This is a genomic window from Saccharopolyspora sp. NPDC050642 (assembly GCF_040654735.1).
Taxonomy (GTDB): domain Bacteria; phylum Actinomycetota; class Actinomycetes; order Mycobacteriales; family Pseudonocardiaceae; genus Saccharopolyspora; species Saccharopolyspora elongata.
On the sequence record NZ_JBFAIN010000043.1, the window covers coordinates 35,653 to 47,721 of the forward strand.

Annotated in this window: 12 protein-coding genes; 4 read left to right on the forward strand and 8 right to left on the reverse strand. The window is 69.7% G+C overall.

Going from position 1 to position 12,069, the window contains the following annotated elements:
- Nucleotides 1–7 precede the first annotated feature (7 nt).
- Complete coding sequence (gene yhjD / locus AB0H93_RS37840) at nt 8–1,072, forward strand: inner membrane protein YhjD (RefSeq protein ID WP_358580190.1); 1,065 nt, start codon at nt 8–10, stop codon at nt 1,070–1,072.
- A gap of 83 nt (nt 1,073–1,155) precedes the next feature.
- On the opposite strand, the gene AB0H93_RS37845 is transcribed toward yhjD, so the two are convergent.
- Nucleotides 1,156–1,881 carry an alpha/beta hydrolase gene (locus tag AB0H93_RS37845; protein WP_358580192.1) on the reverse strand — a complete coding sequence of 242 codons (726 nt, stop codon included), beginning with the start codon at nt 1,879–1,881 and terminating at the stop codon, nt 1,156–1,158.
- A gap of 103 nt (nt 1,882–1,984) precedes the next feature.
- Between AB0H93_RS37845 and AB0H93_RS37850 the strand changes: the two genes are divergently transcribed.
- Nucleotides 1,985–2,938 carry a YafY family protein gene (locus AB0H93_RS37850; RefSeq protein ID WP_358580194.1) on the forward strand — a complete coding sequence of 318 codons (954 nt, stop codon included), beginning with the start codon at nt 1,985–1,987 and terminating at the stop codon, nt 2,936–2,938.
- Between the two features lie 69 nt (nt 2,939–3,007).
- Here the strand turns inward: AB0H93_RS37850 and AB0H93_RS37855 are convergent, their stop codons facing one another.
- The 3 genes from AB0H93_RS37855 to AB0H93_RS37865 form a co-directional block, all read right to left on the reverse strand.
- Complete coding sequence (locus tag AB0H93_RS37855) at nt 3,008–3,634, reverse strand: TetR/AcrR family transcriptional regulator (RefSeq protein WP_358580197.1); 627 nt, start codon at nt 3,632–3,634, stop codon at nt 3,008–3,010.
- A complete protein-coding gene (locus AB0H93_RS37860) occupies nt 3,631–5,103 on the reverse strand; it encodes an FAD-dependent monooxygenase (RefSeq protein ID WP_358580199.1) in 1,473 nt (490 codons plus the stop codon). Before AB0H93_RS37860 ends, AB0H93_RS37855 begins: the two co-directional genes overlap by 4 nt.
- A gap of 78 nt (nt 5,104–5,181) precedes the next feature.
- On the reverse strand, nt 5,182–6,462 hold the full coding sequence (locus AB0H93_RS37865; RefSeq protein ID WP_358580201.1) for a D-alanyl-D-alanine carboxypeptidase family protein: 1,281 nt from the start codon (nt 6,460–6,462) through the stop codon (nt 5,182–5,184).
- Nucleotides 6,463–6,554: 92 nt separating this feature from the next.
- On the opposite strand from AB0H93_RS37865, the gene AB0H93_RS37870 reads away from it, so the two are divergent.
- Nucleotides 6,555–6,782 (forward strand): SCO4848 family membrane protein, encoded by a 228-nt coding sequence (locus AB0H93_RS37870; protein WP_132493613.1) that lies wholly within the window; start codon nt 6,555–6,557, stop codon nt 6,780–6,782.
- Nucleotides 6,783–6,882: 100 nt separating this feature from the next.
- Here AB0H93_RS37870 and AB0H93_RS37875 read toward each other — a convergent pair whose 3' ends face one another.
- The 4 genes from AB0H93_RS37875 to sdhC form a co-directional block, all read right to left on the reverse strand.
- Nucleotides 6,883–7,683 carry a succinate dehydrogenase iron-sulfur subunit gene (locus AB0H93_RS37875; RefSeq protein ID WP_358580205.1) on the reverse strand — a complete coding sequence of 267 codons (801 nt, stop codon included), beginning with the start codon at nt 7,681–7,683 and terminating at the stop codon, nt 6,883–6,885.
- The gene (gene sdhA / locus AB0H93_RS37880) at nt 7,683–9,473 is read right to left on the reverse strand and encodes a succinate dehydrogenase flavoprotein subunit (RefSeq protein WP_358580208.1); all 1,791 of its coding nucleotides are present in this window, start codon (nt 9,471–9,473) and stop codon (nt 7,683–7,685) included. Before sdhA ends, AB0H93_RS37875 begins: the two co-directional genes overlap by 1 nt.
- 73 nt (nt 9,474–9,546) lie before the next feature.
- Nucleotides 9,547–9,966, reverse strand: a complete 420-nt coding sequence (locus tag AB0H93_RS37885; RefSeq protein WP_358580210.1) for a succinate dehydrogenase hydrophobic membrane anchor subunit — start codon at nt 9,964–9,966, stop codon at nt 9,547–9,549.
- A gap of 5 nt (nt 9,967–9,971) precedes the next feature.
- Nucleotides 9,972–10,406: a succinate dehydrogenase, cytochrome b556 subunit gene (gene sdhC / locus AB0H93_RS37890; RefSeq protein ID WP_132493609.1), complete on the reverse strand. Its 435-nt coding sequence runs from the start codon at nt 10,404–10,406 to the stop codon at nt 9,972–9,974.
- 534 nt (nt 10,407–10,940) lie between these two features.
- Between sdhC and AB0H93_RS37895 the strand changes: the two genes are divergently transcribed.
- On the forward strand, nt 10,941–12,020 hold the full coding sequence (locus AB0H93_RS37895; RefSeq protein WP_358580256.1) for a BMP family ABC transporter substrate-binding protein: 1,080 nt from the start codon (nt 10,941–10,943) through the stop codon (nt 12,018–12,020).
- The last annotated feature ends 49 nt before the right edge of the window (nt 12,021–12,069 follow it).

Below are 12,069 nucleotides of genomic sequence, written 5' to 3' on the forward strand. Positions count from 1 at the left end.
GCGCACCGTGGCCGGTCAGGAGCAGGAAGCGAAGCCGGGACGACTGGCGCTGCTGCGCCGCCGCCACGAGTGGCTGGACCGGATCATCCGCGCGTTCGAGCGCTACCAGGGGCAGTACGGCGACTACTACGCGGCCGCGATCACCTACTTCAGCGTGCTCGCGCTGGTGCCGCTGCTGATGATCGCCTTCGCCTCGGCCGGTTTCGTGCTGAGCGGGAACCCGGAGCTGCTCGGCCGGCTGCAGACGTCGATCACCACGGCGGTGCCCAGCCCGGCGATGAGCGACATGCTCAACCGCGTCGTCGAGCAGGCGATCAGCCAGGCCGGGACGGTCGGTGTGATCGGCCTGCTCGCCGCGCTGTACTCGGGGCTGGGCTGGATGACGAACCTGCGGGAGGCGCTGACCGCGCAGTGGACGCAGGAGCCCAGCAAGCAGTCGATGGTCCGGCGGATGGCCGCCGACCTGGGATCGCTGGTCGGGCTCGGCGCGGCGATGGCCGTCTCGCTGGGCATCAGCGCCCTCGGCAGCGGGGTCGGGCGGTGGTTTTTCGAGCTGGTCGGGATCGAGGACAGCCCGGCCGCGGTGTTCGCGCTGCGAGCGCTGTCGATAGTGCTGTCGCTGCTGGCGAGCTGGCTGGTGTTCCTGTGGGTGCTTTCGCGGCTGCCGCGGAAGCCGGTCACGCTGCGCAGCGCGGTGTGGGGTGCGCTGTTCGCCGCTGTCGGGTTCGAGATCCTCAAGCAGGTCGGCGTGGTCTACCTGAACAGCGTCACCAGTTCGCCGGCGGGCGTGGCGTTCGGCCCGATCCTCGGTCTGCTGGTGTTCGCGAACCTGACCTCGCGGTTCATCCTGTTCGTGACGGCGTGGACGGCATCGGCCCGGGAGAACCTGGAGGTGGCGCCGCCGCAGCCGCCGGGCCCGGCGATCATCCGTCCGGTCGTCCAGGTGCGGGAGCGGTCGGGCGTGCGCGCCACGATGGGCCTGGTGAGTCTCGGAGCCGTCGCCGGCTGGGCCTGGCGCCGCAGCGCTGACCGCCGCAATTTCAATGGAAATCAGAGGTCCGATTTCCATTGAAATTGCGGACCTCCGGCGAGTCGGGGCACGACACGCCGGAGGCTGTGGACAACTTCCGCGATTTCAATGGAAATTGCGGGACGTCAGCCGGCGATGTCCGACAGCATCGCCGCGAGGTCGGCGGGGCGCGAGAACATCGGCCAGTGCCCGGTCGGCAGGTGGTGCAAGTCGGCCCCGGCCAGCAGCGCGAACATCGGGATCCCGGCGTCGACGAGGGACTTGACCTCCTCCGGGGTGAACGTGGACGCGATCACCGAGATCGGCACGTCCGGGACGGCGTCCGGCCGCTGCAAGGGCTGCGTCACGGTGGCGAACGGCTGCGGCGTGCTCATGGCGCGCATCCGGGCCAGCTGCTCGTCGGACAGCCCGGCCAGGTCCTCCGCACCGAACTCGGGCAGCGGGAGGCGCCAGCCGTCGCCTTCGGCCTCGACCGCCTTGCGCCACTCCTCCTGGACCTCCGGCGGGTTGGAATCGAGCACGGCCATGCCGCTCGGCATCGGGCCGGCGTCGACGTAGACGACGCGCGCGACCCGGTCCGGAACGCGGTCGGCGGCGCCGGTGACGGGCACGTTCCCGCCGCTGTGCCCGACGAGCACGACGTCCCGGAGGTCGTTGTCCTCGACGAGTCCCACCAGGTCCGCGATGTGGGTCTCGACGCCGACTTCGGGGCCGGCTTCGGCGGCGCGGTCGGCGAGCCCGGGCAGCGTCACCGCGTGGACGTCGTGGCCCAGCGCCCGCAGCTCCCGCGTCACGTCCTCCCAAGCCCACGCGCCGAGCCAGAAGCCGGGAACCAGCACGATCGTCGCCATCGCGGCGCTCCTTTCCTCACGGGATTCGATGCGTTGGACATTAGGCTCGATACCGGTCAGAATTCGCCCTGATTAACTCTCCGGGAGACGTGTGTCACATCCGATGAGCCGATTGCTGGCGATGCTGGAGCTGATGCAGGCGAATCAGCGGGTCGGCGGACCTGCGCTGGCCGAGCGCCTGGGCGTGGACCAGCGCACCGTCCGCCGGTACGCCGAGCGGCTCGTGGAGCTGGGCATTCCGGTGGTGGCCGAGCGCGGCCGCTACGGCGGATACCGGCTGATGCCCGGGTACAAGCTGCCGCCGCTGATGCTCACCGACGACGAGGCCACCGCCGTCGTGCTCGGCCTGCTGACCGGGCGTCGCCTCGGTCTTCCCGGGCCGGCCGCGGAGACCGCGCTGGCCAAGGTGCAGCGCGTCCTCCCGCCCGCGCTGCGCGACCGCGTCCAGTCGTTGCAGGAGACGCTCGGCTTCACGATGGGAACGAGGGAAGGCGCGGCTCCGGCGACCGCGGCGGTGCTGACCCTGGCCGAGGCGGCGCGGCATCGTCGCCGGGTGCGGCTGAGCTACGTGTCCTGGAAGGGCGCGGCCAGCGAGCGCGAGCTCGACCCGCATGGGCTGGTCTTCCACTCCGGGCGCTGGTACGTGACCGGGTACGACCACGGCCGCGGCGAGGTCCGCACCTTCCGGGTCGACCGGATCCGGTCGGCCGAGCTGCGCGCCGAAACCTTCGAGATGCCGCCCGACGCCGACCCGGTGCGGCAGGTCACGACGTCGCTGGCCGGCGTCCCGTACGCGCACGAGGTCGAGGTGCTGCTGAAGACCACGCCGGAACGGGCCCGGGCCCGGATTCCGCCCTCCGTGGGCACTCTCGCGGAAACCGCCGACGGCGTGCTGCTGTCGACGCGCGTGGAGCACCTGGACGGCATGGCGCAGCTGCTCGCCGGGCTGGGCTGGCCGTTCGTCATCCGCCGCCCGGACGAACTGCGCTCTGCCGTGCGCGAGCTCGCGGTCCGGCTGATGGCCCAGGCAGGTCATGACTCGGCTGTGGACGGTTGACCACAGTTTCAATTGAAACTGTGGTCAACCGGAGAGAACGTCGTGCACGGTTTCAATTGAAACTGCATCTCATCGCCGTTCTCGAACCGGAGTTTCGATCGGAGCGTCGAGCAGCCCGGCCCGGCGGTAGACCGACTCCAGGTACTCGCGGGCTCCGGCGGTATCCAGCGGTTCGGGCTGGATGAGGCGGAACAGCACGGCGCCGACCATCATGTCGATCAGCACGTCCGGCTCCGCGGCGGCGTCGAGCACCCCATCGGCCTGCGCGCGCTCCAGCAATGCGCGGGTGATGCGCCGCCGCGGCACGACGTAGTTCTCCCAGTAGGTCGCCATCAGCGCCGGGTGGCTGACGCTGGAACCGAAGACGCGGGCGACCATCGCGCGCAGCCGGGGGTCGGCGACCGCCTCGGCGAGCCCGGGCAGCGCCTGCTCGACCAGCACGGCGACGGGCAGGTCGGCGAATTCCGCCGGCATCGTCTCGGGGATCTCGTCGCGGGCGGACTCGATCGCGGCGGCGATCACCGCTTCCTTGGAGTCCCAGCGCCGGTACACGGTGAGCTTGCCGACTCCGGCCCGCTTGGCGATCTGCTCGATGCTGGTGCCTTCGACGCCGCCCTCGATGAACAGGTCCAGCGCGGCCTGCAGGATCGCCTTGTCCGCTGCGGGATCGCGCGGCCGTCCGCGACGGTTGGTCATGTCATCCTTCCGTTGCCGAGCGCGTTGTCGAGCCATCGCGCGAGGGAGCGCAATTCCGTCCCGCGCCACGCGAGATGCGCGTCGGGCCGGATCAACCAGACGTCCCGTTGCGGCCGGTCCGGTGCGAGGTGTACGACATGTTCTCCCAGTGGTGCAAGGACTTCCAAACTCGTCCCCGGGGGAGCGAGCAGCGCCCACTTCCCGCCGAGCTCGGAGTGCAGCCGGGTCGGTCCGCGGTCGCCCCGGCACGCCAGGTCGGGCACGCGGTCACCGGGCCGCGGCCGGGGACCTCGCTGCGAGCCGAGCGGGCCTTTGCGGTAGCTGACCCAGAGCTGCGAGGCGAGCCAGGTCGCGCGCCGTTGCACCACGGCGAGGTTCGCCAACGGGGTGATGAGCCGATCGCGGGCGAACCGGGCGACCGCGCCGTCGGCCAGCATGAGCTTGGTGTTCGCCGTGGTGCTGCGCAGCACGTCTTCGGCCAGCGGCCGACGCTCGGTCTGGTAGGTGTCCAGCAGTGCCGAGCCGGCGCGGCGCTCCGCGACCAGCGCGAGCTTCCAGGCCAGGTTCTCGGCGTCGCCGATGCCGGTGTTCATGCCCTGGCCGCCGAACGGGCTGTGGATGTGCGCGGCGTCGCCGACGAGCAGCACGCGCCCGTCGCGGTAGCGGTCGGCGAGGCGGCGGTGGATGCGGAAGGTCGATGTCCAAGTCACGTCGCGGATCTGCGCGTCGCTCCGGCCGGTGCGCTCGGGCAGCAGCTTCTGCAACCGGTCGAGGACGTCGTCGGAGTCCGTGCCCGGGCGGACATCGGCCATCAGCCGCCACGCGTCGTCCGCGCCGTTGCGCATCGGCATCGCGAAGAACAAGCCGTCCCGGTGGAACCACCCGGATGAACCGGTGCGGTCCAGGGCCCAGTCGGCGCGGACATCGGCCAGCAGCCACTGGTCGACCAGCGGGACGCCCGGAAAACCGATGCCGCTGAGCTTTCGGACCGTGCTGTGCGCGCCGTCGCAACCCACCACGTAGTCGGCGCTCAGGCCGCCGTCGTGCAGCTTCGCGGTGACGCCGTCGGGCCGCTGGTCGAGGTCGGTCAGCTCCCGGCCCCATTCGACGATGCCGCCGAGCTCGGCGAGCCGCTCCCGCAGGACGGCCTCCACCTCGGCCTGCGACACCAGCAGGGCCGAGAGCTGGTTGCCCTCGATCTGGCCGAAACTGACCTCGGCCAGCGGCTTCGCCCCGACGTGGAGGGTCATCCGCACGGCGTGCAGCGCGCGGTCCGGCAGGTCTCCGAGAGCTCCCAGCCGGTTCAGCACCTCGACTCCGCGGGCGTGCAGGATGTTCGCCCGCGAGGTGCTCGCCGGTCCGGCCGCTCGGTCGATCACGCGCACCGCGACGCCGTGCTGCCGAAGCCCGCAGGCCAGCGCCAGGCCGGCCGGGCCGGCGCCCACCACCAGAACGGATGTCGTCTCCATGGCCGCTCCAATTAATTAACGAACCGATGCCGTTAACTAATTGGAGCACACTCGGCGCCGCGCCGGAAGCGGTTTCCGTCAGGGGTGGTCGTTGCCGTTGTGCTTGCGGCGCGCGGCGGCGGCGAGCCGCGCGCGACGCGCGCGGAGCGCCAGGACGCCGATCGCCGCAGCGGCCAGGATCACGATCAGCGTCAACGGCCCGCCGACCGTGCCGAACATCGACGACGCCTGCGGCTGCCCGTTCACCGGCGAATCCCCCTGCGCCTGCGCGGCGGTGGCGTCGGCGGCGTCCACATAGGGCGGTTCGGGCGACGTCGTCACCAGCCGGCCCACCGGGTCGTCGTCGCTGAGCCCGAACCCGTAGTCCAGCAGGTGCATGGTCTGCTGGGACTGCCGGATCGGCTGGTTCTCGCCGCGCATCAGCACCGCCACCAGCCGGCGCCCGTCGCGCTCGGCGGCACCGATGAACGTGTGCCGCGCATCATCGGTGAACCCGGTCTTGCCGCCGATGCCGCCGGGGTAGTTCAGCAGCACCTGGTTGTCGGACCAGACCTCCAGCGGCGGGCCGTCCGGCTTGCCCGGCAGCTGCGTGTTGTGGATCGCGGCGATCGACGCGAACGCGGGCTCGCTCATCGCCGCGCGGAAGATGACGGCCAGGTCGTAGGCCGAGGTGCTCATGCCCGGGCCGTCCAAGCCGGACGGCGTCGCGACCCGGGTGTCCAGCGCGCCGAGCTCGCGGGCCAGCGCGTTGACCTTGTCGAGCGTGACCTCCACGCCGCCCATCTTCATGGCGAGCGCGTGCGCGGCGTCGTTGCCGGACCGCATGATCAGGCCGGTCAGCACCTGCTGCACCGTGTAGGTGACGCCCGGGCTCAGTCCGACCCGGCTGCCCTCCTGGTCGGCGTCCTCCTGGGTGACGACGATCGTGTCGTCCAGCCGCAGCGCGTGGATCGCGGTGAGCGCGGTGAGCACCTTGATCGTGGACGCCGGCCGGTGCCGGGCGTGCGGGTCCCTCGCCGCCAGCACGGCGCCGCTGTCCAGGTCGGCCAGCACCCAGCTGGCGGCGGTGACCTCGGCGGGCGGCTCCGGCAGCCCCTGCGCGATGACCAGGCCGCACTCCGCCAGGCGGTCGCCGCCGACGGGGTTCTCCGGCACCGGCACCGGTTCGGGCACCGGCATGCCCGGCGCGGGCACCTCGGAGGTGTCCACCGGGGGCGGCGGGGCGATGTTGGGGCACGCGGCCGGCGGCTGGGCCGCGGCGGTGCCGCCGGTCCCCAGCACGAGCGCGGCCGCGATGGTGCAAACGGCCACGCGGAGCACGGACTTCATGCGGAGCGGGCCGCAGGCACTCGAAGGCACACGCAGCAGGCTAACCAATCCCGGTGCGCGGCGGGATGCTGACCGCCACCCGGGCAGGTGAGTGAAGCAGGTTACAGCGGATACTGGGGGCCGTGACAATTTCCCGCCGCGTTGCGCTGTTCCTGCTGGCCTTCGGCGTCTGGTCGTACCTGCTGTGGCCGAACTTCATGCGCAACATCTGGAACAGCGACCGCTCCTGGGAAGGCGGCTCGCCAACGTCCTACCTGATCGTCCACTTCGTGATCGCGATCGTCTCCCTGGTCCTGGGCACGATCATCGGAGTCCTCGGCTGGCGAGCCTTCCGAGCCACCCGCCGCTGACCGGCCCCGGGGCGCGAAGAGCGCCCGATCTCAGGCGAAATCGCGAAACCAGAACGGCGCCCGCCTCCGGGGAGGCGGGCGCCGTCGGTGTTGCCGGGGGTCAGCGGCGGCGGAACATCAGAGCCCGCTTGACCTCCTGGATCGCCTTCGTGACCTGGATGCCTCGCGGGCAGGCGTCCGTGCAGTTGAAGGTCGTGCGGCAGCGCCACACCCCGTCGACGTCGTTGAGGATGTCCAGTCGCTCCTCGGCACCCTCGTCGCGGCTGTCGAAGATGAACCGGTGCGCGTTGACGATCGCCGCCGGGCCGAAGTAGTTGCCGTCCGACCAGTACACCGGGCACGACGTGGTGCACGCCGCGCACAGGATGCACTTGGTGGTGTCGTCGAACCGGGCCCGCTCGGCGACCGACTGGATGCGCTCCCGGGTCGGCTCGTTGCCAGTGGTCATCAGGTACGGCTTGACCGCCCGGTAGGCCTCGAAGAACGGCTCCATGTCGACCAGCAGGTCCTTCTCGACCGGCAGGCCCTTGATCGGCTCGATGGTCAGCGTGGTCTCGCCGCCCTTGGCCAGCAGGTCCTTCATCAGCACCTTGCAGGCCAGCCGGTTGACGCCGTTGATCCGCATCGCGTCGGACCCGCACACGCCGTGCGCGCAGGACCGGCGGAAGGTCAGCGTGCCGTCGACGTACCACTTGATGTAGTGCAGCAGGTTCAGCACGCGGTCCGACGGGAGCGCCGGGATCCGGTAGGACTCCCAGTGCAGGTCCTCGTCGACCTCCGGGTTGTACCGGAGGATCTTGACGGTGACCATCGTCGCGCCGTCCGGGATCGGCGGTGCGTCAGCCGGAAGATCAGACGCTGTGAGGTGGTCGTTGTTCTTTTTCGTGGTAGCGGCGGTCATCAGTACTTACGCTCCATCGGCTGGTACCGGGTGACGACGACGGGCTTGTAGTCCAGGCGGATGTCGGCCTGGAATCCGGTCAACCCGAGCGGCGCGTTCGGGTCCTCCTCCTCGGGCAGGACCTTGTACTGCATGCTGTGCCGCATGAAGTTGACGTCGTCCCGGGCGGTGTAGTCCTCGCGAGCGTGGCCGCCGCGGGACTCCTTGCGGGCCAGCGCGGCGTTGACCAGCGCCTCGGCCAGGTCGAGCAGGAAGCCCAGCTCGATGGCCTCCAGCAGGTCGGAGTTGTACCGCTTGCCCTTGTCGTGCACGGAGATCCGGCCGTAGCGCTCCTTGAGAGCCTGCACGTCCGACAGCGCCGTCTTCAGGGTCTCCTCGGTGCGGTACACCGAGGCGTTGGCGTCCATCGTCTGCTGCAGCTCGGTACGGATCGTGGCGACCCGCTCGCCGCCGTGCGCGGTGCGCAGGTGGTCGACCATGCCCTCCACGAGCTTGGTCGGCTCCTCCGGGATCTCGGCGTGGTCGTGGCCGAGCGCGTACTCGGCCGCGGCGATGCCCGACCGGCGGCCGAACACGTTGATGTCCAGCAGCGAGTTGGTGCCCAGCCGGTTCGAGCCGTGCACCGAGACGCACGCGCACTCGCCGGCGGCGTACAGGCCGGGGATGACGTTCTCGTTGTCCCGCAGCACCTCGCCGACGATGTTGGTCGGGATGCCGCCCATCGCGTAGTGCGCGGTCGGGTAGACCGGCACCGGCTCCTTGGTGGGCTCCACACCCAGGTAGGTGCGGGAGAACTCCATGATGTCCGGCAGCTTCGCCTCGAGCAGCTCCTCGCCGAGGTGCGTCACGTCCAGCAGCACGTAGTCCTTGTTCGGACCCGCGCCGCGGCCTTCCAGCACCTCCAGGGCCATCGACCGGGCGACGATGTCGCGCGGCGCCAGGTCCTTGATCGTCGGGGCGTAGCGCTCCATGAACCGCTCGCCGTCGGCGTTGCGCAGGATGCCGCCCTCACCGCGGACGCCCTCGGTGATCAGGATGCCCAGGCCGGCCAGGCCGGTCGGGTGGAACTGGTAGAACTCCATGTCCTCCAGCGGCAGGCCCTTGCGGTAGATGATGCCCATGCCGTCGCCGGTGAGGGTGTGCGCGTTCGACGTGGTCTTGAAGACCTTGCCGAAGCCGCCGGTGGCGAAGATGACGGACTTGGCCTGGAAGACGTGGATCTCGCCGGTGGCCAGCTCGTAGGCGATCGCGCCGGAGCAGACCTGCTGGCCGTCCGGGCCGTCGCTGAGCATGATGTCCAGGACGTAGAACTCGTTGTAGAACTCCACGCCGTGCTTGACGCAGTTCTGGTACAGCGTCTGCAGGATCATGTGACCGGTGCGGTCCGCGGCGTAGCAGGCGCGGCGGACCGGGGCCTTGCCGTGGTCGCGGGTGTGACCGCCGAACCGGCGCTGGTCGATCTTGCCTTCCGGGGTCCGGTTGAACGGAAGCCCCATCTTCTCCAGGTCGAGGACCGCGTCGATGGCTTCCTTCGCCATGATCTCGGCGGCGTCCTGGTCGACCAGGTAGTCACCGCCCTTGATGGTGTCGAAGGTGTGCCACTCCCAGTTGTCCTCTTCGACGTTGGCCAACGCCGCGCACATGCCGCCCTGGGCGGCACCGGTGTGCGAACGGGTGGGGTAGAGCTTTGTCAGCACGGCGGTGCGGGCCCGCTGGCCGGATTCGATCGCGGCGCGCATGCCGGCGCCGCCGGCGCCGACGATGACCACGTCGTACTTGTGGAATTGCATGGTCGCCTCCTCGGGCGGTGGCGGGACCCGCGGGTGGGGCGTCGATCTCGCCACGCTGTGGTCGTCTGCGGCGCTAGCCGATGTTCGGGTCGAAGGTGAAGAGAACGAAGGTGCCCAGACCCACGGTCAGCAAGACCGAGACGTACAACAGCATCTTCAGCCAGAAGCGTGTGCCGTCTTTTCGGGAGTAGTCGTTGATGACGGTGCGCAGCCCGTTGCCGCCGTGCAGGCCCGCCAGCCACAGCATGGTGAGGTCCCAGAACTGCCAGAACGGGGACGCCCAGCGGCCGGCGACGAACGCGAAGTTGATCTTGTGAACGCCGCCGTCCAGGAACAGCATGATCAGCAGGTGGCCCAGCACCAGGAACAGCAGGAGCACACCGGACAGCCGCATGAACAACCAGCTGTAGAGCTCGAAGTTGTTGCGGCGCGCGGCGGGGCGCGACGGGGTGCGCGGCTTCTCCACGGAAAGCGATGCGTCGGTGACGGTCATTTTGCTCAACCCCCGAAGAGTTCCGTGACTGCGCGGCTGATCAGGCTGATCGCGGCCGGGATGATCAACACCAGCCAGAGCACCACGACCGTCCACAGCATCGGCTTCTGGTACTTCGTGCCCTTGGCCCAGAAGTCGACCAGCATGACCCGGATGCCGTTGAACGCGTGGAACAGCACAGCCGCCAGCAGACCCAGCTCGAACAGGATCATCACGGGGTGCTTGTAGGTTTCGATGACCGTGTCGTACGCGTTCGGCGAAACCCGGACGAGGGCCGTGTCCAGGACGTGTACGAACAAGAAGAAGAAGGTGAGTACGCCCGTGATCCGGTGGGCGACCCACGACCACATGCCCAGATCGCCGCGGTAGAGGCGGCCCTTTGCGCGCGGTGCGGTGGCGCGCTGCGGGGCCTCGGCCGCGGAGGCGGTGGTGCTGGCCATGGTGGAAGGCCTCCAACCTCGCTGGTGGACTGACGGCCCCGTTCGGGAACAAGGGGCGACCGGCCCCGAGTTGCAGTTGGTCCCAATTGGCATTGGGTGCACGCCCGTCACCGGCCACGAACTGGGGCCTTGACTCATCGGATGCTAGACCCGACGAATCGCCCCGGCCTACTCGCCTGCGCCGTCTGTGATCGACCAGACAAGCGCCCCATCTCGGTTGATCGATGTAGAAACCATTTCGTGACATGCGAGCAATGCCCAAGCGGCAGCGTCAAGACTTAATTTCGAGAGCCACGTCACCGAATGGCGTGCGCCGCGCCCCGGAAGAACAATTCACCGGAGACAACACCTTCGTGTGGAGTTCACCCGGCGCCGCGGACCTCCGGTCAAAGCCGGAGCGGCGATGGGGGCGCGGTGGGACCGACAGGAAAGGGGAACGGCATGCGGCGAACGCCGACTTGGGGAAGGCGCTCGGGTGCCGGAGGAGTGCGCCGGAACGGCGCCACAGTGGTCGCAGTGCTGCTCACCGGCGCCATGGCGCTGGCGGGTTGTGCCAAGGACAGCGGGGGTGGGGGAACCAACAACGCCCAGGGCCAGGGGTGCCAGCTGAGCGCGCCGCCGGCCGGGGCCGCACCGACCACTTCGGGCAACGAGCAGCAGCAGCCCGCCCCGCAGGCCGCCGGGATGCGGGTGGGGCTGGCCTTCGACATCGGTGGCCGCGGGGATGCCTCGTTCAACGACGCCTCGGTCGCCGGCCTGGACCGCGCCAAGGCGCAGATGGGCTTCAGCGACATCAAGGAGCTCGACGCCGGGGCCGGTGAGCCGGAGGACGCCAAGCAGACCCGGCTGCGGCAGCTGGCGCGCGAGGGCTACAACCCCGTCATCGCGGTCGGCTACTCCTACGCGGACTCGATCAAGATGGTCGCGCCGGAGTTCCCGGGCACCAAGTTCGCGATCATCGACGAGGACGTGCAGGGGATCCCGAACGTCACGTCGCTGGTGTTCGCCGAGGAGCAGGGCTCGTTCCTGGTCGGCGTGATCGCCGCCCACCGGTCGAAGAACTGCCACATCGGCTTCGTCGGCGGCGTGAAGACGCCGCTGATCGAGAAGTTCGAGGCCGGGTACGTGGCGGGCGCCAAGGCCGCCGCGCCGGACATCAAGATCGAGAGCAAGTACCTGTCGCCGGCCGGTGACTTCAGCGGCTTCCAGGACCCGAACCGGGGATCCGAGGTCGCGACCAGCCAGTTGGAGTCCGGCGCCGACGTGATCTACCACGCGGCGGGCGCCTCCGGTAAGGGCGTGTTCTCGTCGGTGAAGTCCTCGAGCGCGCAGGCCATCGGCGTGGACTCCGACCAGTACAACCAGCCGACGGTCGCGGAGTACAAGGACGTGATCATCAGCTCCATGCTCAAGCGGGTCGACTTCGCGGTGTACGACTACATCGCGGCGGTCGCGCGCAACGACCTGAGCTCGCTGCCGAAGAAGTTCGACCTGGGCATCGACGGCGTGGGCTACTCCACCTCCGGTGGCAAGATCAACGAGCTGGTGCCCACGGTGGACGCCTACAAGGCGGCCATCGCCCGCGGCGACATCAAGGTTTCCGACAAGCCGTGACATCCGAGGCGAGGGGCACTCCCGGCGCGAACGACGCGTCGGGGGTGCC

Bases quoted from the DNA above. Each gene is read 5' to 3' on its own strand.
- AB0H93_RS37845 (WP_358580192.1), bottom strand. From the start codon at position 1,881: ATGGCGACGATCGTGCTGGTTCCCGGCTTCTGGCTCGGCGCGTGGGCT.
- AB0H93_RS37850 (WP_358580194.1), top strand. From the start codon at position 1,985: ATGAGCCGATTGCTGGCGATGCTGGAGCTGATGCAGGCGAATCAGCGG.
- AB0H93_RS37855 (WP_358580197.1), bottom strand. From the start codon at position 3,634: ATGACCAACCGTCGCGGACGGCCGCGCGATCCCGCAGCGGACAAGGCG.
- AB0H93_RS37860 (WP_358580199.1), bottom strand. From the start codon at position 5,103: ATGGAGACGACATCCGTTCTGGTGGTGGGCGCCGGCCCGGCCGGCCTG.
- AB0H93_RS37875 (WP_358580205.1), bottom strand. From the start codon at position 7,683: ATGACCGCCGCTACCACGAAAAAGAACAACGACCACCTCACAGCGTCT.
- sdhA (WP_358580208.1), bottom strand. From the start codon at position 9,473: ATGCAATTCCACAAGTACGACGTGGTCATCGTCGGCGCCGGCGGCGCC.
- AB0H93_RS37885 (WP_358580210.1), bottom strand. From the start codon at position 9,966: ATGACCGTCACCGACGCATCGCTTTCCGTGGAGAAGCCGCGCACCCCG.
- sdhC (WP_132493609.1), bottom strand. From the start codon at position 10,406: ATGGCCAGCACCACCGCCTCCGCGGCCGAGGCCCCGCAGCGCGCCACC.
- AB0H93_RS37895 (WP_358580256.1), top strand. From the start codon at position 10,941: ATGGCGCTGGCGGGTTGTGCCAAGGACAGCGGGGGTGGGGGAACCAAC.